The following is a 23,531-nucleotide window of genomic DNA, read 5'->3' on the forward strand; positions in this document are numbered from 1 at the left end:
AGCCCGCGTTACAACGCATCAGGGGTAACAAAGTATTTATTGCGAAAAACAGCCGTTTGCGCCGCATTTCGGTGGAAAAAGCTGTTTCAGGCGTTTTCAGGTCTGTAACAGGAAGGTTACCGGGCCGTCATTGACCAGATGCACCTGCATGTCCGCGCCGAAACGCCCTGATGCCACTTTGCCATGCAACTGTTGCGCCTTCACTACCAGGTAGTCAAAAAGCTCCTCGCCAAGGGCGGGTGGCGCGGCCGTGGAAAAGCTCGGGCGCAACCCGCTCTTGGTGTCCGCTGCCAGGGTGAACTGCGACACCAGCAGCAACCCGCCCTGCACATCGCTCAGGGACAGGTTCATCTTGCCTTCAGCATCGCTGAACACCCGATAGTTAAGCAGCTTATGCAGAAGTTTGTCGGCGCTGGCCCGAGTGTCCTCGGGCTCCACCGCCACCAGCACCAGCAACCCCTGGTCCACCGCGCCGACGATTTCCCCGGCCACCTCGACCCGCGCGCCGGTTACGCGCTGCAACAGCCCCTTCATGCTTCTTCGGGCGGCAGATCGAGAAGGCGCCGTGCCATCTGATCAGTGGCACGCACCAGAGCATCGGTGATACCCGGTTCGGAAGCGGCGTGACCGGCGTCGCGAATCACCTGCAGCTCGCTGTTGGGCCAGGCCTGATGCAGCTCCCAGGCATTGTCCAGCGGGCAGATCACGTCGTAGCGGCCATGCACGATGACCCCGGGCAGATGGGCGATCTTGCCCATGTCGCGGATCAGTTGGTCGGGTTCGAGGAAGGCATTGTTGATGAAGTAATGGCATTCGATCCGGGCAATCGACAGCGCTCGCTGCGGCTCGGAGAAACGGTCCACCACCAACGGATTGGGACGCAGGGTAGCGGTGCGCCCTTCCCAGCCCGACCAGGCCTTGGCCGCATGCATCTGGGCGATCTGGTCGGTGCCGGTCAGGCGCTTGTGGAAGGCGCTGACCAGATCGTGACGCTCTTCCAGGGGAATCGGCGCCACATAGTCCTGCCAGTAGTCGGGGAACAGGCGGCTGGCGCCACACTGGTAGTACCACTGGATTTCCTGGGGACGGGCCAGGAAGATCCCCCGCACGATCAGCCCCAGCACCCGATCGGGATGGGTTTGCGCGTAGGCCAGGGCCAGGGTCGAACCCCAGGAACCGCCGAACAGCACCCATTTGTCGATGCCCAGGTGCTGGCGAATCCGCTCCAGGTCCGCCACCAGGTCCCAGGTGGTGTTGTTTTCCAGGCTGGCGTGAGGGGTGGAGCGCCCGCAACCGCGCTGGTCGAAGGTGACGATACGGTACAGGTTCGGATCGAAGTAGCAGCGACTGGACGCGTCGCAGCCGGCCCCCGGCCCGCCATGAATGAACACCACCGGCAACCCTTCCGGTGAACCGCTTTCGTCGACATACAGCACATGAGGCTCGTCGACGGCCAGATCGTGCCGGGCATAGGGTTTGATCTGCGGGTACAAAGTCTGCATTACGCGCTCCGTGGAGGTCGGGTTCATCCCTGGTGGGACTTCATTTATTCTGCCGTTCGGCATCATAAACCCGAATCACGCAATCAGCATGTCCTTGAAGAAAACAGGGTTGTTCGGGGGATTGCGACGCGTAGCGCAGGGTGCTTCGCGAGCAAGCTCGCTCCTACATGAAGGCGTGCATCAGCGGTAGGAACCAGCCTGCTGGCGCAAGCAATGTCAGCGGTAACGCTCCTGCCCCCAGTCCAGCAGCCCTTGCAGCAGCGCCTTGAGCACCACCTGGGTCGGTGCCGCCAGGTCCTCGCGATAGCGGAACGGTTCGAACTCCTCCATGTAGGCACTCTGCGCCAGCTCCAGCTGCACCGCATGAATGTGCTCGGACGGGTTGCCGTAATGCCGGGTGATGTGCCCGCCCTTGAAACGCCCGTTGAGTACATGGGTGTAATCGCCGTGGGCCGCGCAAATGCTCTCCAGGCGGCTGGCCAGTTGCGGATCGCAGCTGGCGCCATTGAAGGTGCCGAGATTGAAGTCCGGCAGCTTGCCCTCGAACAGGTGCGGAATCAGCGAGCGGATGGAGTGGGCATCGAACAGCAAGGCATAGCCGAACTCGGCCTTGAGCCGCGCCAGCTCCTCCTGCAGGGTGCGGTGATAGGGCACCCAGACCTGCTGCAGGTACTGCTGCCGCTCCTCACTGGACGGTGCCTGCCCCTCGACGAACAGGGGCTGGCCATCGAACAGCGTCGCCGGATACAGCCCGGTGGTGGCGCCCACGTACAGCGGCTTGTCGTCGGACGGCCGGTTCAGGTCGATGACGAAGCGCGAATACTCGGCGGCCAGGGTGCTGGCCCCCAGCGCCTCGGCAAACTCATACAACCGCGGAATGTGCCAGTCGGTATCCGGCAGGCTCTGTGCCTGGGGCACCAACCCGGCCGCCACGTCCGGGGTCAGGCGCGTACCGGCGTGGGGCATGCTGATCAGCAGCGGCACCCGGCCTTGTTTGAACGTCAGAACCTTATCCACAAGCCTTCTCCTACACAGTCACTTCAACGCCGTGTCGCACGACGCGTTTTTCCAGGTCGCCGCCCAGCCAGTAGGCCAGGTCGGCGGGACGATCGATCTGCCAGGCGACGAAGTCCGCCACCTTGCCCACTTCCAGCGAGCCATGGGTCTTGTCCATGCCCAGGGCCTGGGCCGCGTGCAGGGTCACCCCGGCCAACGCCTCTTCCGGCGTCATCCGCAAACAGGTGCAGGCCATGTTCAGCATCAGGCGCAGCGACAGCACCGGCGAAGTCCCGGGATTGAGATCGCTGGCCACCGCCATCTTCACCCCGTGCTTGCGCAGGGCGTCCATCGGTGGCAGCTGGGTTTCCCGAAGAAAATAGAACGCCCCCGGCAGCAGCACCGCGACGGTTCCCGAGGCCGCCATGGCGATGGCATCGTCCTCGTTCATGAACTCCAGGTGGTCGGCGGACAGCGCCCGGTAGCGCGCCGCCAGGCTCGAACCATGCAGCGACGACAGCTGCTCGGCATGCAACTTGACCGGCAGTCCGAGCTGCTGCGCGGCAATGAATACCCGCTCCACCTGGGCCGGGGAAAACGCCAGGTATTCACAGAAGGCATCCACCGCATCCACCAGCCCCTCGGCCGCCAGGGCCGGAAGCATCTCGCTGCAGATATGCTCGATGTAGTCGTCGCTGCGCTCGGCATATTCCGGCGGCAGGGCGTGGGCCGCCAGGCAGGTGCTGCGCACACTGACCGGCAGTTCCTCGCCAAGACGACGGATCACCCGCAGGATCTTGCGCTCACTGGCCAGATCCAGGCCGTAGCCGGACTTGATCTCGACGCTGGTCACACCATCGCGCAGCAGGCTCAGCAGACGCTTGCGGGCGCTGACGAACAGTTCTTCTTCAGTGGCCGCACGGGTCGCCCGCACGGTGCTGGCGATACCGCCACCGGCGGCGGCGATCTCGGCATAGCTCACGCCTTGCAGGCGCTGTTCGAACTCGCCGCTGCGGTTGCCGCCAAACACCGTGTGGGTGTGGCAATCGATCAGCCCCGGGGTGACCCAGGCGCCGCCCAGGTCCTGGACCTGGTGGTCATCGGCGACCGGCGCCTGCTGGCGCCGGCCGATCCACTCGATGTGCGCCCCTGACGTCACGATGGCCGCGTCCTCGATGATCGAGTAAGTACCCTGGGCCATGCTGGCGACGTTGCAGTGTTGCCAAAGAGTTTTCATCCAAGGCCTCCGTTAATGATCAGTAGGTAAAGAAGAATCGGCGCGGATCTGCTGAGCCTGCCCCGCCGCCGGCTTGACCCACAACAGATAGGCCACCACCAGCAGAACGATCCACACCACGCCCACCATCAGCGCCGCTTGAGTTTTCGGGAAGTAGCCCAGCACGCCAAAGATGAACAGCATGAAGGCGATCGCCGCCGCCGGCGCCCAAGGCCAGAACGGCACCTTGAACTGCAACCGGGCCACCTGCTCGGCGGTCATGGAGCGGCGCATGGCCACATGGGTCAGCAGAATCATCAGCCACACCCAGACCGTGGCGAAGGTGGCCAGGGAAGCGATCAGCAGGAAGATGTTTTCCGGGATCAGGTAGTTCAGCACCACCCCGCCCAACAGCGTAACGGCCATCACCACCACGGTCATCCACGGCACCCCGGCCTTGGAAATCTGGGCAAAGCCCTTGGGTGCCTGCCCTTGCTGGGCCAGGCCGTACATCATGCGCCCGGCACCGAAGATGTCGCTGTTGATCGCCGACACCGCCGCCGAAATCACCACGATATTGAGGATGGTGGCCGCCGAGCTGATGCCCAGGCTGTCGAAGATCTGCACGAACGGGCTGCCCTGGGTGCCAATCTGCGGCCAGGGGAAAATCGACATCAGCACGAACAGGGTCAGTACGTAGAACAGCAGGATGCGCAGCGGCACCGCGTTGATCGCCTTGGGAATGACCCGCTGCGGGTCCTTGGCCTCGCCGGCGGTGACGCCGATGATCTCGATGCCGCCAAAGGCGAACATCACCACCGCAAAGGAGGCGATCACCCCGCCAATGCCGTTGGGCATGAAGCCGCCATGGGTCCAGAGGTTGCTGGCGCCGGTGGCCTGCTCGGTGAGCGCGCTGCCAACGCCGAACAGCATGATGCCGAAGCCGCCGAGGATCATGGCGATGATCGCCCCGACCTTGAGCAGCGACAGCCAGAACTCCATCTCGCCGAAGACCTTGACGCTGCACAGGTTCAACCCGCCGATGAGCAGGACGATGCCCAGCACCCAGATCCAGCGCGCCACCTCGGGAAACCAGAAGCCCATATAGATGCCGAAGGCCGTGACGTCCGCCAGGCAGACAATCAGCATCTCGAACGCATAGGTCCAGCCCAGGATGAAGCCCGGCAAGGGTCCCAGGTACTGACTGGCGTACTGCCCGAAGGAGCCGGACACCGGGTTGTGCACCGCCATCTCCCCCAGGGCGCGCATCACCATGAACACGGCCGCGCCACCAATCAGGTAGGCCAGCAGCACCGCCGGACCGGCCATCTGGATGGCGGAGGCCGAGCCGTAGAACAATCCGGTGCCAATGGCCGACCCCAGGGCCATGAAGCGAATGTGGCGGGCGGTCAGCCCCCGACGTAATCCTGTTTCTTGCGATTGCATGTCATCGTCCCTTTTATTGTTATCGGACAAGTGCGCCCCACGCCGGAGCGCGGGGCGACATAAGCGGACGCTCCGCGCCCGTCTTGCAGGTACAGCGAACCCACTCGGGCCACCGCTCTCGGCCGAGCGCGGAGTGATCGGGTGGCCCGGCGTGCATTACAGGCTCGGCAACAACTGAGCTGGCAGCAGCCCATTCAGGCAGCGCGAAGCCAACAACTCGCTGGCCGCGTTGATATCCGGTGCAAAGAAACGGTCCTTCTCGTAGTACGCCACCTTCTCGCGCAGGATGGCGCGGGCTTTTTCCAGGGTTGGCGAGGTTTTCAGGCCTTCGCGCAGGTCCAGGCCCTGACAGGCCGCCAGCCATTCCACGGCCAGCACACCGCGGGTGTTGTCGGCCATTTCCCACAGGCGCTTGCCGGCGGCCGGCGCCATGGACACGTGGTCTTCCTGGTTGGCGGAAGTGGGAATGCTGTCCACCGAGTGCGGGTGGGCCAGGGCCTTGTTCTCGCTGGCCAGGGCCGCAGCGGTGACCTGGGCGATCATGAAGCCGGAGTTGACCCCGCCATTGGCCACCAGGAACGGCGGCAGCTGGGACATGTGCTTGTCCATCATCAGCGAGATACGACGCTCGCTCAGGGACGCGATCTCGGCGATGGCCAGGGCCATGTTGTCGGCCGCCATGGCCACGGGTTCGGCGTGGAAGTTGCCACCGGAAATCACATCGCCTTCGGCGGCGAACACCAGCGGGTTATCGGACACCGCGTTGGCTTCGATCACCAGCACTTCGGCGGCCTGGCGGAACTGGGTCAGGCAGGCGCCCATCACTTGCGGCTGGCAACGCAGGGAGTACGGGTCCTGGACCTTGTCGCAGTTCTGGTGCGAGGCGGACACCTCGGTGCTCTCGCCGAGCAAGGCGCGATAGGCCGCGGCGGTATCGATCTGCCCGCGCTGACCACGCGCGGCGTGAATCCGTGGGTCGAACGGCGAGCGCGAACCCAGCACCGCTTCCACCGTCAGGCCGCCGCACACCAGGGCACCGGCAAACAGGTCTTCACCTTCGAACAGCCCGCGCAAGGCGAACGCGGTGGACACCTGGGTGCCGTTGAGCAGCGCCAGGCCTTCCTTGGCGGCCAGGGTCAGCGGCTTGAGGCTGGCGATTTCCAGGGCCGCGGTCGCTTCCAGCCACTGGCCCTTGTAGCGCGCCTTGCCCTCGCCCAGCAGCACCAGGGACATGTGGGCCAGAGGCGCCAGGTCGCCGGAAGCGCCCACCGAGCCCTTGAGCGGGATATGCGGATAGACCTCGGCGTTGATCAGGGCGATCAGGGCGTCGATCACTTGGCGACGGATGCCGGAGAAGCCGCGGCTCAGGCTGTTGACCTTGAGCACCATGATCAGGCGCACCAGATCGTCGCTGATCGGCTCGCCCACGCCAGCGGCATGGGACAGCACGAGGGAGCGCTGGAGGTTTTCCAGGTCGGCGCTGGCGATGCGGGTCGAGGCCAGCAGGCCGAAACCGGTGTTGATCCCGTAGGCGGTGCGGTTCTCGGCGAGGATCTGTTCGACACAAGCGACGCTGGCATCGATCTGCGCCGAGGCGCTGTTGTCCAGGGTCAGGGTCAGCGGCTGCTGATAGATGGCCCGCAGTTGGGCCAGGGTCAGTTGGCCGGGAATCAGGTTAAGCGCAGTCACATTCATGCTCCTTTTGAGAGTTTTGTAATAACTACCAGTCGCTCCGGAAGCTTCCGTTATCCGTCGTCATTCGCGGTTTTGCGCGAGTGACGCCTTGGCACGCTGGTGATGGAAAAAACGGTTCATTGCACCTTGGAAAAACGTTTGTGCAGCAGCTCCGGGTCCTTGAGCAGGGCCGCAGCGCTGGCAATGTCCGGCGCCAGCCAGCGGTCCTGGTCATAGGCCGGGACCCGCTCGCGCAGCAGGCACCAGGCGATACCGGTGCCGGTGCCGAAGCGCTGCGCCTTGAGAAACTCGAAAGCCTGGGCCGCCAGCAGGTACTCGATGGCGAGGATCTGGGTGCAGTTCTCCAGCACCTGATGCAGCTTCAGGGCGGCATTGGTGCCCAGGCTCAGGTGGTCTTCCTGCAGGCCCGAGGTCACGTAGTTGTCCAGCACCGCCGGCTGGGCCAGCTGACGGTTCTGCGCACACAGCGAGGCGGCCACGTATTGCACGATCATCATTCCGGAGTTGACCCCGGGCTCGCTGACCAGAAACGCCGGCAAGCCACTGACATGGGGGTTGATCAGGCGGTCCAGGCGCCGCTCGGCGATCGAGCCGATCTCGGCCATGGCGATCGCCAGCAGGTCCGCCGCCAGGGCCACCGACTGGCCATGGGGATTGGCCTGGGACACCACCCGGTAGTGGTCCGGGGTGCCCAGCAGCAACGGGTTGTCGGTGGCGCCATTGAGCTCGGTTTCCACCTGCCGGACGGCGTGGGCCAGTTGATCCCGGGCAGCGCCATGCACCTGGGGAATGGAACGGATGCTCAAGGCGTCCTGGGTGCGGATGCCCCGGCTGCTGGCGATCACTTCGCTGCCGTCGAGCAAGGCGCGCAGATTGCTGCCCACCACCTGCATGCCGGGGTGCGCCTTGAGGGCGATGATCTGCGCATCGAAGGCGTCGATCTGGCCGCGCTGGGCCTCGAAACTCATGGCGCCGATCACGTCGGCCCACTGCAACAGGCGACTGGCGTCGGCCAGGGCCAGACAGCTGAGGCCGGTCATGCACGGCGTGCCGTTGACCAGGCACAGGCCGTCCTTGGCCCCCAGTTGCGCCGGCTGCAGCCCTTCCTCGGCCAGGGCCTGTTCGGCGCTGACAATACGACCGCGATAGCTGACCTGACCGACGCCGAGCAAGGCGATGCCAATGTGGGCCATATGGGTCAGATAACCCACCGAGCCCTGGGATGGCACCTGTGGAGTGATGCCGCGATTGAGCAGGTTCAGCAGCGCCTCGACCACCTGGCGGTGGATACCGGATTTGCCGTGGCTGTAGTTGATGAGGGCGGCGCAGAGAATCGCTCGGGTCTGCTCATCGGCCAAGGCCGGGCCCACGCCGCAGGCATGGCTGAGCAAGGTGTTGCGCGACAGCTGGCTGAGTTGCTCACCAGCCAGCAGCACATTGCACAAGGCGCCAAGGCCGGTGCTGATGCCATAGGCACGCTCGCCGCTGTCCACCACCTGGCGCACGATGGCCTGGGCATTGTCGATACGCGCCCAGGCCTGGGCCGACAGCTCAAGCTGCGAGCCATGACGGGCGACGGCGACAACATCCTGCCAACCCAGGGGGGCGTCGGCGATAACGATTTTTTCAGCCTGGGACATCGGGGACCTCTTCTTGCAAACCTTGGGTTGTCTGCCGCTTTGCCGGACCTTTGGCCGGCAAGTCGGCTCCTACACGGTGGCGGCGCGGCGCTGGACAAAACGATCGACGTATTCATCCGCCGGCGAATGCAGGATCTCTTTCGGCGTACCCACCTGGATCAGGCGGCCGTCCTTGAGGATCGCGATGCGGTTGCCGATGCGCACCGCCTCGTCCAGATCGTGGGTAATGAAGACGATGGTCTTGTGCAGGGTCTTCTGCAGCTCCAGCAACTGGTCCTGCATCTCGGCGCGGATCAGCGGGTCCAGGGCGCTGAAGGCTTCATCCATGAGGATGATGTCGGTGTCCGCGGCCAGGGCCCGGGCAAGGCCGACCCGTTGGCGCATGCCGCCGGACAGCTGGTGCGGGTACTTCTTCTCGTAGCCCTTGAGGCCCACGGTGTTGATCCAGTGCAGGGCCCGTTCGGCGCACAGCGCCTTGCTCTCGCCGCGCACCTTGAGGCCATAGGCGACGTTGTCCTGCACGTTGCGGTGGGGCAGCAGGCCGAAGCTCTGGAACACCATGCTGATCTTGTGCCGGCGGAATTGGCGCAGGGCTTCCATGTCGTATTGCAGGATGTCTTCGCCGTCCACCAGGATCGCCCCGCTGGTGGGGTCGATCAGACGGTTGAAGTGGCGCACCAGGGTCGACTTGCCGGAACCGGACAACCCCATGATGACGAAGATCTCACCGGTGCCGATGCTCAGGGACAGGTCATTGACCCCCACCACGCAGCCGGTCTGGGCCAGTACCTGATCCTTGCTCTGGCCCTGGCGGATCATCGCCAGGGCGTCAGAGGGGCGGTTGCCGAATATCTTGAAGACGTTCCTGACTTCGATCTTGCTCACGGCAGCACTGCTCATTTGCTCACCTCATGACGTGGACGACCGTAGGCCTGGGTAATGCGGTCGATCACCACCGCCAGAATCACGATCGCCAGTCCCGCTTCCAGGCCACGCCCGACGTTGAGGGTCTGGATCCCCACCAGCACGTCCTCGCCCAGGCCACGGGCCCCGATCATCGAGGCGATCACCACCATCGACAGGGCCATCATGGTGGTCTGGTTGATCCCGGCCATGATGCTCGGCAGGGCCAGGGGCAGTTGCACGCCGAACAGCTGCTGCCAGCGGTTGGCGCCAAAGGCATTGATCGCTTCCATGACTTCACCGTCCACCTGGCGGATCCCCAGGTCGGTGAGGCGGATCAGCGGCGGCGCGGCGTAGATCACCGTGGCGAAGATCGCCGGCACCTTGCCCAGGCCGAACAGCATCAGCACCGGGATCAGGTACACGAAGCTGGGCATGGTCTGCATGATGTCCAGCAGCGGCATCAGTACCGAACGCAAGCGGTTGCTGCGGGCCGAAAGGATCCCCAGGGGGATGCCGATCAGTACCGAGATCAGCGTGGCCACCAGCATCAGGGCCAGGGTCTGCATCAGCTTGTCCCACAGGCCGACAGCGCCCACCAGGAACAGCAGGCCGACGATCACCGCCGTGGTCAGCAGCTTGCGGGTCGCATGCCAGGCGATGCCGCCGACAATCGCCAGCATCAGCCACCAGGGCGCCAGGCGCAGCAGGCCTTCAAGGTTGACGATGGCCCACAGCAGGGTGTCGGAGATGTGCCGGAACACATCACCGTAATTGGTCACCAGGGCGTCGACCCAGCCGTTGACCCAGTCGGCGATGGAAAAAGTGAAACGGTCTGGAAACATAAGAAACTCTCGATCAAAGGAGGTTGTGGTCCGGCTTCCGGCGGTGCTTGCGAACCGCCGGAAAGGCTCGACCTACAAGGCCGCGTCGATTTTCCTGGCCGCGTCTTCGCTGACCCATGGGTGCCAGACTTCAGGATGTTCCTTGAGAAAGAGTTTCGCCAGTTTCGGCGACTCGATGCGCTCGCGGGTCATGCGCGCCAGGTTCTGGTTGAGCAGGTCGATGGGCAGGTTGGCCTTTTCCAGCACCGCCACCAGTTCCGGGGCCTCGTCGTGGAAGGTCTTGGACAGGCCGACCTTGATGCTCACGCTCTTGTCGACGCCGGGTTTCTCCTCCAGCTTGACCAGGTCCACCTGGCCCATGAGCGGGGTTGGCGACCAGTAGTAGAAGAGGATAGGTTCGCCCCGCTTGTAGCTCGACAGCACCGCCGCATCCAGGGCCGGGCCGGTGCCGGGACGGAAGTTGGTGTAGCTGCTTTCCAGGCCGTAGCTCTTGAGCATCTCGCTGTTGTCCAGCTCACAGGTCCAACCGGCCGGGCAGTTGTAGAAGCGGCCCTTGCTGGGTTCTTCCGGGTCTTTGAACAGGCTGGCGTACTGGCCCAGGTCGGCGATGTTTTTCAGGTTCGGCGCCTTGGCTTCGAGCTTGCGCTTGGCGTCGCCCTCGATCACATAGCGCGGCACGTACCAGCCTTCGACGGCTCCCACCACCGGCGCGCCAACACCCACCACCTTGCCGGCCTTCTCGGCCTTGTTCCACACCTCGCTGCGGCCCACCCACTCTTCGGCGAAGACCTGGATGTCATTGCTGCCCAGGGCGTTCTCCATGGTGATGGAGTTGCCCGGCAGGCTGTCGGTCTTGCAGTCGTAGCCCTTCTCCAGGACGAACTGCAGAACATCAGTGAGCAACATGCCGCTTTCCCAGTTCAGGCCGGCGAACTTCACCGGTTTGCCCGACTCGCACCAGCCGGCCGCCTGGGCACCGGAGGCGGCCGCAAGGCCCATGGACAGCAACGTGGTCAGCAGGGTCTTATGCATTTTCATTGTGTGACGCTCCTAATCGTGAGTTGGCTTACGGCAGTTAAGAGGCATCCAGCCCTGTCCACGTCCCATCAAGACTCACACCGCTGTAGCGCGGCCGGTCCCACTCAGTTGTTGTTCGATCGGCGCAACCTGCTCTTGCGGCAGGATCAGGTGCTCGGGCACCGCGCCATGCCACTTCTTCGCGCAGACGTAGTACAACGCCGCCGGCACCACCAGGCCGATGATCCAGGAGATGTCGGTGTCGCCCAGACTGGCCACCAGGGGGCCGGTGTAGAAGTGGGTGGAGATGAACGGCATCTGGACCAGCACGCCGAACACATAAATGCTGATGCCCATGACATTCCAGCGACCGTAGCGACCGTCCGGGTTGGACAGTGCCGGGATGTCATAGCGCTCTTTGGTGATGCAGTAGAAATCCACCAGGTTGATCGCGCTCCAGGGCGTGAAGAACGCCAGCAGGAACAGGATGAAGGACTTGAATGCGCCGAGGAACGAGTGCTGGCCCAGCAGCGCGATCAGGGTCGCGGCACCGACGATCAGCAACACGAAGACCAGCCGCTGCAAGCGCGTCACTTTCAGCTCGCCGCGAAAGCCGCTGATGATGGTGGCGATGCACATGAAGCTGCCGTAGGAGTTCAGCGTGGAGATGGTCACCTTGCCGAAGGCGATGCTGAAGTAGAGCAACGCGGCAATCGCGCCACTCCCGCCCAGGCCGACGATGTAGGCCACTTCACGACCGGCGAACTGGCCCTGGGACAGGGCCGCGGCGAACACCCCGAGCACCATCGCCACCTGGGCACCGATCACCGAACCTGCGCCAGCGGCGAAGAAGGTCTTCAATGGCGACGTCTTGCTCGGCAGGTAGCGCGAATAGTCGGCGACATAAGGACCGAAAGCGATCTGCCAGGACGCGGCCAGCGACACGGCCAGGAGGAAACTGCTCCAGCTGAAGTGCCGAATGGCCAGCAAGGCGCTGACGTCGGTCTGCCCCAGCAGGCGACTGAACAGGTAGAAGAAGGCGACCACGCCGATCACGCTGGCGACCCGGCCGATGTAGTGAATCACCCGATAGCCAAGCACCGTGACCAGCACAATGACGCTGGCGAACATCAGGATGCCGAGACTGTCGCTGACACCGAACATCTGGCCCAGCGCCTGACCGGAAAGCACCGTGCCGGTCGCGGTGAACCCCAGGTACATCAGGCACACCAGCACCATCGGGATGGCCGCGCCATAGACCCCGAACTGCACCCGACTGGAAATCATCTGCGGCAGGCCGAGCCTCGGCCCTTGCGCCGCATGCAGGGCCATCACTCCGCCGCCCAGCAGTTGGCCGATCAGCAGCCCGATCAACGACCAGAACACATCGCCGCCCAGCACCACCGCCAGCGCGCCGGTGACGATCGCCGTGATCTGCAGGTTGGCACCCAGCCACAGGGTGAACTGGCTCAAGAGACGACCGTGTCTTTCCGCTTCCGGGATGTAGTCGATCGAACGCCTTTCGATCAACGGTTTGTTGCTTGCACGATCATTCGCTAAGGCCATGGACGTCAAACCTCTATGGGCACTGCAGACGATTTCCACTGTAGGAGCGAGCTGGCTCGCGAGGCGGTGCAGCTGATGTACCTCGGTGCTTGCTTGGCCAGCAAGCCGGCTCCTACAGGGAGGGTGGGGTGAACCGATGCTGCGGCTACTTGCCGGTGATCATCGGCAGGTTCAGGCCCTGTTCCTTGGCGCAGTCGATGGCGATCTGGTAGCCAGCGTCGGCGTGACGCATGACCCCGGTGGCCGGATCGTTGTGCAGCACCCGGGCAATCCGCTCGGCCGCTTCATCGGTGCCGTCGCAGACGATCACCATCCCCGAATGCTGGGAGAAGCCCATGCCGACACCGCCGCCGTGGTGCAGGGAAACCCAGGTCGCACCGCTGGCGGTGTTCAACAGGGCGTTGAGCAGCGGCCAGTCGGACACGGCGTCGGAGCCGTCCTGCATGGATTCGGTTTCACGGTTCGGGCTGGCCACGGAACCGGAGTCCAGGTGGTCGCGACCGATGACGATCGGCGCCGACAGCTCGCCGCTGCGCACCATTTCGTTGAACGCCAGGCCGAGCTTGGCGCGCTGGCCCAGGCCGACCCAGCAGATCCGTGCCGGCAGGCCCTGGAAGCTGATGCGCTCGCGGGCCATGTCCAGCCAGTTGTGCAGGTGGGCGTCGTCGGGGATCAGTTCCTTGACCTTGGCGTCGGTCTTGTAGATGTCCTGCGGGTCACCGGACAGCGCCGCCCAACGGAATGGACCGACGCCACGGCAGAACAGCGGACGGATGTAAGCCGGGACGAAACCCGGGAAGTCGAACGCGTTTTCCACGCCCTCTTCCTGGGCCATCTGGCGGATGTTGTTGCCGTAGTCGAAGGTCGGGACGCCCATTTTCTGGAAGGCCAGCATGGCTTTGACGTGTTCGGCCATGGACTGCTTGGCGGCCTTGATCACGGCGGCGGGCTCGGTCTTGGCGCGGTCGCGGTACTGCTCCCAGGTCCAGCCTTTGGGCAGGTAGCCGTTGAGTGGGTCGTGGGCGCTGGTCTGGTCGGTGACCATGTCCGGACGCACGCCACGGCGTACCAGTTCCGGCAGGATTTCCGCAGCGTTGCCGCACAGGGCGATGGAGATCGCGCGGCCTTCGGCGGTGTACTTCTTGATGCGTGCCAGGGCGTCGTCCAGGTCGGTGGCCTGCTCGTCGACGTAGCGGGTCTTGAGGCGGAAGTCGATGCTTGTCTGCTGGCACTCGATGTTCAGCGAGCAGGCCCCGGCCAGGGTCGCGGCCAGCGGTTGAGCGCCACCCATGCCACCCAGGCCGGCGGTCAGGACCCAACGGCCCTTGAGGTTGGAGTCGTAATGCTGGCGACCGGCTTCGACGAAGGTTTCATAAGTGCCCTGGACGATGCCCTGGCTGCCGATGTAGATCCAGCTGCCGGCGGTCATCTGGCCGTACATGGCCAGGCCCTTGGCGTCCAGCTCGTTGAAATGCTCCCAGCTGGCCCAGTGCGGCACCAGGTTGGAGTTGGCGATCAGCACCCGCGGCGCGTTGCTGTGGGTCTTGAACACGCCCACCGGCTTGCCGGACTGCACCAGCAGGGTTTCGTCGTCATTCAGGTGGGTCAGGGCGTCGACGATCTTGTCGTAGCACTCCCAGTTGCGCGCGGCACGGCCAATGCCACCGTAGACCACCAGCTCCTTGGGGTTTTCGGCCACTTCCGGGTCGAGGTTGTTCATCAGCATGCGCAGCGGCGCTTCGGTCAGCCAGCTCTTGGCGGTCAGCTTGTTGCCACGTGCGGCGCGGATTTCGACGTTGCGGAATTTAGTGGGTTTGCTATCAGTCACGGAAAAACTCCTCGGCGATGAGTCCAAGGTGCGAAGAGGATTCCATCGACTCTTACGCACACATATTTACTTGTACATACAAGCATATGCAATCAAGCGGCCAACTTGTATGAGACTTCACTGAAAAGCCTGGGGATAAAACTGCAACCCTTGTGGAACAAGGCTTTCAAAGGAGCGAGATTTTTCGAGAAGGGGATTTTGTTCAGCCGCGAGGCTGTTACCAAACAACGGTTTCGCGCTGTTCTGGGGCGTTCGGTAACAAATGGGTGCGCGGGAGACAGCGCCCCGGCCGGGAAGGATGCACGGCACGAACCCGCGCCGCGGACCAGCATCCGGGGGCAATCGAAGGACGGATATAAGGAAGGAAAACCTGCAACCGTCGCCGTCCGTGTCCCGGCCAGCGACGGCCCATGGGAATCAGCGGGCGCTGAGCTCGATGACGCAGCAGCGTCCGTCGGTGGCGATCTCCAGCACTCCGGCATTGCCATCCAGACGCAGGCAATCGTAACGACCCAGGGCCTGCAACGGGGTGCTGCCCGTGTCGACCCAGGCTTGCTCGGCGGCACTGAACACCAGCACGGTGTGGGCCTGGGTAAAGAAGCGCTGCTGACCATCGAACCACTGCAAACGAGCGGCATAACGCTCAGGGCAGTAGATCAGGTTGAAGTCGCGGATCGCCCCGTCCAGCAGCGTGCAGCTCACCTGGCTGGCGCCACTGAAGGCGAAGGGGTCCAGCGCCAGCAAGGGCCGCCCAGCCTGACCATCCACCGTCAGTTGCATGCCCGCACCTTGCAACACGGTGATGATCCGCTGATAACCGGCAAAGCTGGAGAAGCCGCCGGACTCGCCAATGTCGGCAATCGACAGGCGCCAGCCAAAACCTTCCAGGCCGGTGCCGGCGTCACGGGTGATTTCTTCGGTGCTGCCGCCGCCGTTTTTCCAGGGCATGCGCGGGTAGTCGGCGGCGCGTAACAGGGTGGGCTGGATCATTTGTGAAAGCGTCCTTCCAGGCGATGACGGGAACCGGGGTGGATCAACCGGGCGGCGGTCACCGGCTGACGCCCGGACCAGGTGCGCCGGCGAATCAGCAGGCACGGCTCGCCACGTTCGATCTGCAGCAGCCGGCACTCCTCGGGCTCGGCGAGGATCGCCTCGACCACATGCTCGCCCTCGGTCAGCGGCGCCACCTGGGACAGATAGGCGTAAGGGGTTTGCAGGGTGAAGTCCTGCTTGAGGTACTCCGGCGCCACCAGGGCGTTGACGAAGCGGTCCTCGATCTGCACCGGGATATCGTTTTCGAAATGCACGATCAGCGAGTGGAAGACCTTCTGCCCTTCACGCATGTCCAGGGCCAGGGCGCGCTCGGAACCGGCGGCCTCTTCGCCCAGGGTGATGACCTGGCAGGTGTGGCGATGACCGCGGGAGGCGATCTCGTCAGCAATGTTGTGCACTTCGAACAGGGCCGACTGGCTCTTGGGCTCGGCGACGAAAGTCCCCACGCCCTGCATGCGCACCAGCATGCCTTCGGCGGTCATCTCGCGCAGCGCGCGGTTGATGGTCATGCGGCTGAAACCCAGCTGGTTGACCAGCTCGCTTTCCGAGGGAACCCGGTAGTGCGGCGGCCAGTTTCCGCTCTCGATCTGCTGGGTGATCATCTGTTTGACGCGGGCATACAAGGGCGCCGGACTATCGCCCAGATGGGCAGCCAGCGGCGATTTGGCAGGCGGAGTCGGCACAGGAAATCCTTGTTGAGCAAAAAAGGTGACTAGCTTGCCGGAGTTTACCGGGCAGGCAAACGTCTGTATATGTATATACAAATAACACACGATAGGGTGCTTGAACCATGTCCGCCTTCTTCGCCGAACGCGCGCTGCTGCCTGATGGATGGGCCAATCATGTACGTCTTGAAGTCAGCCCCGATGGCCTGTTGACACAGATCCAGGCCAACGCCAGCGCCGAAGGTGCACAACGGCTCAAGGGCCCGCTGCTACCCGGCATGCCCAACCTGCACTCCCACGCGTTCCAGCGAGCCATGGCCGGGCTGGCGGAAGTGGCCGGCAACCCCAACGACAGCTTCTGGACCTGGCGCGACCTGATGTACCGCCTGGTAGGCAAGATCAGCCCCGACCAGCTGCAGATCATCGCTCGCCAGCTGTACATCGAAATGCTCAAGGCCGGCTACACCTCGGTGGCCGAATTCCATTACGTGCACCACGACAGCGACGGCCAGCCCTACGCCGACCCCGCCGAGCTGTCCCGACGCATCAGCCAGGCGGCCGCCAGCAGCGGCATCGGCCTGACCCTGCTGCCCGTGCTGTACAGCCATTCGGGCTTTGGCGGCCAGGCGCCGAATGACGGCCAGCGCCGTTTCATCAACAGCACGGAACACTACCTGCAACTGCAACAGCGCCTGCAACCGGTGCTGGCGCAACAGGCCAACCAGCAACTGGGCCTGTGCTTTCACTCATTGCGCGCGGTCACGCCCCAGCAGATCAGCGAAGTGCTGGCCGCCAGCGACCGCCAGATCCCGGTGCATATCCACATCGCCGAGCAGCAGAAGGAAGTGGACGACTGCCTGGCCTGGAGCGGACGCCGCCCGCTGCAATGGTTGTATGAAAACGTCGCGGTGGATCAACGCTGGTGCCTGGTTCATGCCACCCACGCCAACCCGGAAGAAGTCAGCCTCATGGCCGAAAGCCGGGCCATTGCCGGCCTGTGCCTGACCACCGAGGCCAACCTGGGCGACGGCATCTTCCCGGCGGTGGACTTCCTCGCCCAGGGCGGACGCCTGGGCATCGGCTCCGACAGCCATGTGTCTTTGAGCGTGGTGGAAGAACTGCGCTGGCTGGAGTACGGCCAACGCCTGCGGGACCAGCGCCGTAACCGTCTGTACCGCGCGGACCAGCCCATGGTCGGCCGCACTTTGTACGATGCCGCGCTGGATGGCGGCGCCCAGGCGCTGGGGCAACACATTGGCACCCTGGCCGTGGGCAAGCGCGCCGACTGGCTGGTGCTGGATGGTAACGACCCTTACCTGGCCACGGCCGAGGGCGACGGGATTCTCAACCGCTGGCTGTTCGCCGGCGGCGACCGTCAGGTGCGGGATGTGATGGTGGGCGGGCAATGGGTGGTGCGTGACGGGCATCACGCCGCCGAAGAAGACAGCAACCGGGCCTTCACCGAGGTTCTGCGCGACCTGCTCAACTGACCCATAGGCACAGGAGCCGGCTTGCCGGCGAAAGCGTCCATGAGAGCGCCTTCGCCGGCAAGCCGGCTCCTACAGGTCTACTTCGAGGTCTTGGCCATGGCCGAGTCCGACACCCGCCAGATCAAACGCGTGGTGTCATAGCCCTGCTGACGCGCCTTGCTCAGCAACTCTTCACGCACCGTTTCGTTGACTTCCGGCGTGCGCGACAGCAACCACAGGTAGCGCCGGTTCGGGTTGCCGACAATCGCGGTCTTGTAGTCATCACTGACATACAGCACCCAGTAGTCGCCCTTGGTCGCTCCCGGCAGCAGCCGCGAGAACCAGTTATCGAACTCGACCCACAGCTTGTCGGTCTTGCCCGGCACCTGAGGCGTGGCGGTACCACGGGCCTCTTCCCACTTCCACTCCGGGGTCAGGCAGCGATTGAGCACTGCCACGTTGCCCTCGGGCAACAGGGTGTAACGCGCCTCGGATTGCGCACAGTTACGCTGGAAATACATCGGCAGCCGCGCCAGCTCGTACCAGGTCCCCTGGTAACGCTTGAGATCGACGTGGTTGACGGTCTTGGGCGCCAGCGAATCGTCCCGGGACGTGGCGCAGCCGGCCAAGAGCAGGCCGACCAGAAGAGTGAAAACAAAACGCATCATTATTTTTCTCCCGTGGGCCCAAGGCCCCGGTTCTTACTTCAGGCCTTGCCCGGAAAACATCAGAACCTTGTCACCGGCATACTGCACGCTGATAAAGCTGTTCTTGTCGCCCCAGGTGCAACTGGACATACCCAGCGCGCCCGAACAGTCGGTCGGTTTACCCAGGAGTTGTTCGACCTCGGCCTTGGGCATGCCCGCCGAGAGTTTGGAATAGTTTTCCTGATTGACCTTGCTGCACGCGGCCAGCAGCACGCAGAAGGACAACAGAGCGAGAGAACGCAGGGACATGGTGAACTCCTGGACGAAGGGGGGAAGGCCTGTCAGCCAACCAGAAGCTTAGAAGAGAAAACCCCCTTCTGGTTCCCCGCGCGGCCGGGTATTTCTTACCCGGCGAGCAAGGCATTTTCCCGGTAAATCAAGCACCTCTTCGGACCGCCCTGCAGTTCGTCGGTTTTCCCAGCCCGGCCCTCATCTTCCTTGATGGCCAGTCGACATAACTGCAGCGCAAAGCCTTCCACTGTGGCAAATTGACGCCCCTCGTTGACCAGCCCATCGCGGTAGTTCACTTAATGACCAGAAATATGAAATTCAGCCACAAGATCCTGCTCGCCGCCGCCCTTGTGGTGGCCGTCGCGTTCGCCTGTTTTATTCTGTTCAACGACTACCGACAGCGCGAAGCCCTGCGCAACAGCACCGAGTCAACCATGCAGGAACTGGGCAGCCTGACCACCAGCAATATCCAGACCTGGCTGGAAAGCCGAATCCAGCTCCTGCAGTCCCTGGCCCAGCAGATCGCCGTGGACGGCAGTGGCGCCGAGAGCCTGAAACGCAGCGTCGGCCTGCCCGCCTATACCGGCAACTTCCAGCTCAGCTACTTCGGCGGCCAGGACGGCGTGATGTTCTCGGTGCCGGCCGGCAATCGCGCCGCCGACTACGACCCCCGCGCCCGCGGCTGGTACAAGGCGGCCACCGGCGCGCAACGGACCATCGTCACCGAACCCTACATCGCCGCGTCGTCCGGCAAGCTGGTGATCACCGTGGCCACCCCGGTGCAGCATCAGAACCAGATGATCGGCGTGGCCGGCGCCGACATCGATCTGTCGAGCATCAGCGCCATCATCAACTCGCTGAACTTCGGCGGTCATGGCCAGGCCTTCATCGTCAGCGCCGACGGCAAGATCCTCATCCACCCCGACAGCAAGCTGGTGCTCAAAAGCCTCGCCGAGGCCTATCCCGCGGGTGCCCCGAACATCAGCCCCGGCCTGAAGGAAGTGCAGCTCAATGGCAAGACCCAACTGATCTCCTTCACCCACGTCAACGGCGTGCCTTCGGCCGACTGGTACGTGGCCCTAGTGCTGGACAAGGACACCGCCTTCGCTGTGCTCAGCGAGTTTCGCACCTCGGCGATCATCGCCATGCTGATCGCGGTGGTGATCATCATCAGCCTGCTGGGCATGCTGATCCGCATGCTGATGCAGCCGCTGCACGTGATGGGCCGGGCCATGCACGACATCGCCGAAGGCGAAGGCGACCTGACCAAGCGCCTGGTGATCCATGGCCACGACGAGTTCGGCACCCTGGGGCTGTCGTTCAACCGTTTCGTCGAGCGCATCCACAGCTCGATCCGCGAAGTGTCCTCGGCCACCGGCCAGGTCAACGAAGTGGCCCTGCGCGTGGTCGCCGCCTCCAACTCGTCGATGTTCAACTCCGACCAACAGGCTTCGCGCACCAGCAGCGTGGCCGCGGCCATCAACCAGCTGGGCGCCGCCGCCCAGGAAATCGCCCAGAACGCCGCCCTCGCCTCGCAGCACTCCAGCGAGGCCCGCAGCCTGGCGCAAGACGGCCAGCAAGTGGTGGATCAGACCATCGCCGCCATGCACCAGCTGTCGGCCAAGATCAGCAGCTCCTGCGACAACATCGAGACCCTCAACAGCAACACGGTGAACATCGGGCAGATCCTCGAAGTCATCACCAGCATCTCGCAGCAGACCAATCTGCTGGCGCTCAACGCCGCCATTGAAGCGGCCCGCGCCGGCGAGGCCGGGCGCGGCTTCGCGGTGGTGGCGGACGAAGTGCGCAACCTGGCCCACCGCACCCAGGATTCGGCGCAGCAAGTGCAGAAGATGATCGAAGAACTGCAGGTCGGTGCCCGTGAAGCGGTGGGCACCATGACCGAGAGCCAGCGCGAGAGCGAAAGCAGCGTCAGCATCGCCAACCAGGCCGGCGAGCGCCTGGGCAGCGTGACCCAGCGCATCGGCGAGATCGACGGCATGAACCAGTCGGTGGCCACCGCCACCGAGGAGCAGACCGCGGTGGTGGAGTCGATCAATGTCGACATCACCGAGATCAACACCCTGAATCAGGAAGGGGTGGAAAACCTGCAAGCCACCCTGCGCGCCTGCGCCGACCTGGAACAACAGGCCAAGCGCCTGCAGCACCTGGTGGGCAGCTTCCGTATCTGAGGAGCAGCGTCGCCGGCAAGCCGCCTCCTACCAGTATTCGTAGGAGCCGGCTTGCCGGCGAAATCATTCGATTGCGGACATCCGGCAATACAGTCGCTGGTCTGCACGCCCCCAACAGAACTGGATTAAGACTAAACTCAGGCCTGCCTTTCCAGTCGAGCCCGCCCCATGAAGCTTTCATCCCAGGTCAAGCCCATCAGTTACCTGAAAAGCCACACCGCCGAGATCGTCAAGCAACTGACGGAAAGCCGCGAGCCTCTGGTTATTACCCAGAATGGCGAAGCCAAGCTGGTGGTTATGGATGTACAGAGCTTTGAGGAACAGGAAGCGACCCTGGCCATGTTGAAACTTCTGGCCTTGGGCAACCGGGAGATTGAAGCCGGCCAGTTCCGTGATGCAGAGCAGGTGTTTGCCGACCTGGAGCGGGACGACCCGCAATGAGATTCAAGGTGGTCATTCTGCATTCGGCAGAACATGACCTGAAAGAAATCAGACACTACCTGATCAGTCGATTCTCTCCCCAAGCCTGGCACAGCACCTTCCAGCACTTGAAATCCACCGTGGCTCAACTGGCGACCTCGCCCTACGCTGGCGTGATACCTGACGAAATTCAGCAGCTCAATCTGCGCCACTATCGCCAGGTACTTTGCGGCATGAACCGGGTGATCTACGAAGTGCGGGAGAACACCGTCTTTATCCACATCATTGCCGATACACGCAAAGACCTGCAGTCGTTGCTGATGAAGCGCCTGTTGCGAGCGGACAGGTAATGCTTGCCGGCCGTCAGAAACGCGAACCAGGCTCGCGCAGGAAAGCCAGCTCTTCGGCAGTGGATTCACGGCCGAGAATGGCATTGCGATGGGGAAAGCGCCCGAAGCGGGCAATGACTTTCTGGTGCCGTTCGGCGTAGTCCAGCTGATCGGCGAACACCGGACGATCGTCCTCGGGCTGTTCGTCATGCAGGGCGGCAAAGCGCGAAACCCCTTCGTTCTGCACCGCCAGGTGCTCGCAATGCTCGAACACCAGGTAGATGAAACTGCGCTGCATGGCCGACAGGCGCCGGTCAAAATCCGCCGCGATGCCTTGCGCCACCAGGGCCTGGGCCCGGGCATCGCCGGAAAAGGCCTTGGGCGTATCGCGGTGGATCATGCGCGGTAACTGATCAAGCAACAGCACCAAGGCCAGCCAACCGTGGGGACTTTGCGTCCACTCGGTCAATCCGCCGGCCAGTGCCTGCTCCGTCAAGTCGCCAAAGCGCTGGCGCGCTTCGAGGTCCTGACTGTCGCGCTTGCCAAACCACAACCGGCCCTTGGCAGCGACCATCTCTGCCGGCTTTTCGGCTGAACCGAACCACCAATCAAGCAGAGGCTGCCAAGGCGCGGCCATGTCTTACTCCTTGTGGTAGCCCGTCACGCGAGCCACTTCTTCTTTCGAACCGAGGAACACCGCTACGCGCTGGTGCAGGCCTTCAGGCTGAATGTCGAGGATGCGCTGGTGACCGTCGGTGGAAGCACCACCGGCCTGCTCAATGAGGAAGGACATCGGGTTGGCTTCGTACATCAGGCGCAGTTTGCCCGGCTTCTCCGGCTCGCGGCTGTCGCGTGGGTACATGAACAGGCCGCCACGGGTCAGGATACGGTGCACGTCGGCGACCATGGCCGCGACCCAGCGCATGTTGTAGTTCTTTTTCAGCGGACCGGTGTCGCCGGCCAGCAGCTCACTCACGTAGCGCTTGACCGGGGCTTCCCAGTGACGCTCGTTGGACATGTTGATGGCAAATTCCTGGGTGGACTCCGGAATCTGGATGTCTTCGTGGGTCAGGACGAAGCTGCCCATTTCACGGTCCAGGGTGAAGCCCTTGACGCCGTGGCCCAGGGTCAGGATCAGCATGGTCTGCGGACCATAGATGGCGTAACCGGCAGCCACCTGCTGGGTGCCCGGCTGCAGAAAGGCCTTTTCGTTCAAGGCTTCGTTCTGGCTCAGGTACTCGTTCGGGCAGCGCAGTACGGAGAAGATGGTGCCGACCGGCGCGTTGATATCGATGTTCGACGAACCGTCCAGCGGGTCGAATACCAGCAGGTAGGCGCCTTTCGGGTATTTGCCCGGGATCTGGTAGGCATTGTCCATTTCCTCGGACGCCATGCCGGCCAGGTGACCGCCCCATTCGTTGGCTTCCAGGAGAATCTCGTTGGAGATCACATCGAGCTTCTTCTGCACTTCGCCCTGCACGTTTTCCGTGCCCATGCTGCCCAGGACACCGCCCAGGGCGCCTTTGGACACGGCGTGGCTGATCTCCTTGCAAGCACGCGCCACCACTTCGATCAGGAAGCGCAGATCGGCAGGAGTATTGTTGCTGCGGGTCTGCTCAATCAAATAGCGACTCAGGGTAACGCGGGACATGGACGGCTCCGGAGGAATGGGGGAGGTTGAAAACCCGCGCAGTTTAACGCGAGTCGGGGCGCATTTCCTCCTCTCAGACAGGGAACTGGCAGATAGAGTTCAGGCGCCGGTTTTCAGCGTAGACGGATTCGTCGCGGGGGCGCTTGCCCCCGCCACGGTG

23 protein-coding genes and 1 pseudogene are annotated in these 23,531 nt (G+C 63.5%); 5 read left to right on the top strand and 19 right to left on the bottom strand.

The features are described 5' to 3' along the window. Nucleotides 1-96: 96 nt before the first annotated feature. From dtd to hutC, 14 genes are all read right to left on the bottom strand, one after another. On the bottom strand, nt 97-534 hold the full coding sequence (dtd, locus tag GGI48_RS12880; RefSeq protein WP_047301168.1) for a D-aminoacyl-tRNA deacylase: 438 nt from the start codon (nt 532-534) through the stop codon (nt 97-99). Then, nucleotides 531-1,502 carry a prolyl aminopeptidase gene (pip, locus tag GGI48_RS12885; RefSeq protein WP_047301166.1) on the bottom strand — a complete coding sequence of 324 codons (972 nt, stop codon included), beginning with the start codon at nt 1,500-1,502 and terminating at the stop codon, nt 531-533. Before pip ends, dtd begins: the two co-directional genes overlap by 4 nt. Before the next feature lie 216 nt (nt 1,503-1,718). After that, nucleotides 1,719-2,519: an N-formylglutamate deformylase gene (hutG, locus tag GGI48_RS12890; RefSeq protein WP_179598596.1), complete on the bottom strand. Its 801-nt coding sequence runs from the start codon at nt 2,517-2,519 to the stop codon at nt 1,719-1,721. 10 nt (nt 2,520-2,529) lie between these two features. Then, the gene (gene hutI / locus GGI48_RS12895) at nt 2,530-3,735 is read right to left on the bottom strand and encodes an imidazolonepropionase (protein WP_179598598.1); all 1,206 of its coding nucleotides are present in this window, start codon (nt 3,733-3,735) and stop codon (nt 2,530-2,532) included. A gap of 12 nt (nt 3,736-3,747) precedes the next feature. Then, entirely contained in the window at nt 3,748-5,160 is a 1,413-nt protein-coding gene (locus GGI48_RS12900; RefSeq protein WP_016968650.1) for an amino acid permease, read from the bottom strand. A 156-nt stretch (nt 5,161-5,316) separates the two neighbouring features. Continuing rightward, nucleotides 5,317-6,855: a histidine ammonia-lyase gene (gene hutH, locus GGI48_RS12905; protein WP_179598599.1), complete on the bottom strand. Its 1,539-nt coding sequence runs from the start codon at nt 6,853-6,855 to the stop codon at nt 5,317-5,319. A gap of 116 nt (nt 6,856-6,971) precedes the next feature. Then, nucleotides 6,972-8,495 (bottom strand): histidine ammonia-lyase, encoded by a 1,524-nt coding sequence (gene hutH / locus GGI48_RS12910; RefSeq protein ID WP_179598600.1) that lies wholly within the window; start codon nt 8,493-8,495, stop codon nt 6,972-6,974. A gap of 69 nt (nt 8,496-8,564) precedes the next feature. Beyond that, entirely contained in the window at nt 8,565-9,395 is an 831-nt protein-coding gene (locus GGI48_RS12915) for a glycine betaine/L-proline ABC transporter ATP-binding protein (protein ID WP_016968648.1), read from the bottom strand. Further along, nucleotides 9,392-10,243: an ABC transporter permease gene (locus GGI48_RS12920; RefSeq protein ID WP_016968647.1), complete on the bottom strand. Its 852-nt coding sequence runs from the start codon at nt 10,241-10,243 to the stop codon at nt 9,392-9,394. The genes GGI48_RS12915 and GGI48_RS12920 overlap by 4 nt, the downstream gene beginning before the upstream one ends. A gap of 72 nt (nt 10,244-10,315) precedes the next feature. After that, complete coding sequence (locus GGI48_RS12925) at nt 10,316-11,281, bottom strand: ABC transporter substrate-binding protein (RefSeq protein ID WP_016968646.1); 966 nt, start codon at nt 11,279-11,281, stop codon at nt 10,316-10,318. 75 nt (nt 11,282-11,356) lie between these two features. Further along, the gene (locus GGI48_RS12930; protein ID WP_016968645.1) at nt 11,357-12,826 is read right to left on the bottom strand and encodes a purine-cytosine permease family protein; all 1,470 of its coding nucleotides are present in this window, start codon (nt 12,824-12,826) and stop codon (nt 11,357-11,359) included. A gap of 145 nt (nt 12,827-12,971) precedes the next feature. Next, nucleotides 12,972-14,654, bottom strand: coding sequence for a urocanate hydratase (gene hutU / locus GGI48_RS12935; protein WP_103741115.1), 1,683 nt, complete (start codon nt 14,652-14,654; stop codon nt 12,972-12,974). A gap of 417 nt (nt 14,655-15,071) precedes the next feature. Continuing rightward, the gene (locus GGI48_RS12940; RefSeq protein WP_047301152.1) at nt 15,072-15,644 is read right to left on the bottom strand and encodes a HutD family protein; all 573 of its coding nucleotides are present in this window, start codon (nt 15,642-15,644) and stop codon (nt 15,072-15,074) included. Then, entirely contained in the window at nt 15,641-16,390 is a 750-nt protein-coding gene (gene hutC, locus GGI48_RS12945; protein ID WP_016968643.1) for a histidine utilization repressor, read from the bottom strand. The genes GGI48_RS12940 and hutC overlap by 4 nt, the downstream gene beginning before the upstream one ends. Before the next feature lie 107 nt (nt 16,391-16,497). On the opposite strand from hutC, the gene GGI48_RS12950 reads away from it, so the two are divergent. Beyond that, entirely contained in the window at nt 16,498-17,862 is a 1,365-nt protein-coding gene (locus GGI48_RS12950; RefSeq protein ID WP_179598601.1) for a formimidoylglutamate deiminase, read from the top strand. Nucleotides 17,863-17,939: 77 nt separating this feature from the next. Here the strand turns inward: GGI48_RS12950 and GGI48_RS12955 are convergent, their stop codons facing one another. From GGI48_RS12955 to GGI48_RS12965, 3 genes are all read right to left on the bottom strand, one after another. After that, entirely contained in the window at nt 17,940-18,509 is a 570-nt protein-coding gene (locus GGI48_RS12955) for a lipocalin family protein (protein ID WP_016968641.1), read from the bottom strand. A 33-nt stretch (nt 18,510-18,542) separates the two neighbouring features. Further along, nucleotides 18,543-18,797 carry a hypothetical protein gene (locus GGI48_RS12960; protein ID WP_011058771.1) on the bottom strand — a complete coding sequence of 85 codons (255 nt, stop codon included), beginning with the start codon at nt 18,795-18,797 and terminating at the stop codon, nt 18,543-18,545. A gap of 95 nt (nt 18,798-18,892) precedes the next feature. After that, the gene (locus GGI48_RS12965) at nt 18,893-19,075 is read right to left on the bottom strand and encodes a hypothetical protein (RefSeq protein WP_016968640.1); all 183 of its coding nucleotides are present in this window, start codon (nt 19,073-19,075) and stop codon (nt 18,893-18,895) included. Between the two features lie 138 nt (nt 19,076-19,213). Here GGI48_RS12965 and GGI48_RS31510 point away from each other — a divergent pair. The 4 genes and pseudogenes from GGI48_RS31510 to GGI48_RS12980 form a co-directional block, all read left to right on the top strand. Then, nucleotides 19,214-20,065, top strand: a pseudogene (locus tag GGI48_RS31510) (cache domain-containing protein); the annotation flags it as partial. Nucleotides 20,066-20,206: 141 nt separating this feature from the next. Next, nucleotides 20,207-20,971: a methyl-accepting chemotaxis protein gene (locus tag GGI48_RS31515; protein WP_372840252.1), complete on the top strand. Its 765-nt coding sequence runs from the start codon at nt 20,207-20,209 to the stop codon at nt 20,969-20,971. A 168-nt stretch (nt 20,972-21,139) separates the two neighbouring features. Next, entirely contained in the window at nt 21,140-21,412 is a 273-nt protein-coding gene (locus GGI48_RS12975) for a type II toxin-antitoxin system Phd/YefM family antitoxin (RefSeq protein ID WP_110722658.1), read from the top strand. After that, nucleotides 21,409-21,741: a type II toxin-antitoxin system RelE/ParE family toxin gene (locus tag GGI48_RS12980; protein ID WP_179598604.1), complete on the top strand. Its 333-nt coding sequence runs from the start codon at nt 21,409-21,411 to the stop codon at nt 21,739-21,741. The genes GGI48_RS12975 and GGI48_RS12980 overlap by 4 nt, the downstream gene beginning before the upstream one ends. A gap of 13 nt (nt 21,742-21,754) precedes the next feature. Here the strand turns inward: GGI48_RS12980 and GGI48_RS12985 are convergent, their stop codons facing one another. Both GGI48_RS12985 and GGI48_RS12990 read right to left on the bottom strand, forming a co-directional pair. After that, nucleotides 21,755-22,357 carry a DUF924 family protein gene (locus tag GGI48_RS12985; RefSeq protein WP_179598605.1) on the bottom strand — a complete coding sequence of 201 codons (603 nt, stop codon included), beginning with the start codon at nt 22,355-22,357 and terminating at the stop codon, nt 21,755-21,757. 3 nt (nt 22,358-22,360) lie between these two features. Next, nucleotides 22,361-23,371 (bottom strand): class 1 fructose-bisphosphatase, encoded by a 1,011-nt coding sequence (locus GGI48_RS12990; protein WP_016968637.1) that lies wholly within the window; start codon nt 23,369-23,371, stop codon nt 22,361-22,363. Between the last annotated feature and the right edge of the window lie 160 nt (nt 23,372-23,531).

This window comes from Pseudomonas protegens (genome assembly GCF_013407925.2).
In the GTDB taxonomy this organism is placed as follows: domain Bacteria; phylum Pseudomonadota; class Gammaproteobacteria; order Pseudomonadales; family Pseudomonadaceae; genus Aquipseudomonas; species Aquipseudomonas fluorescens_AP.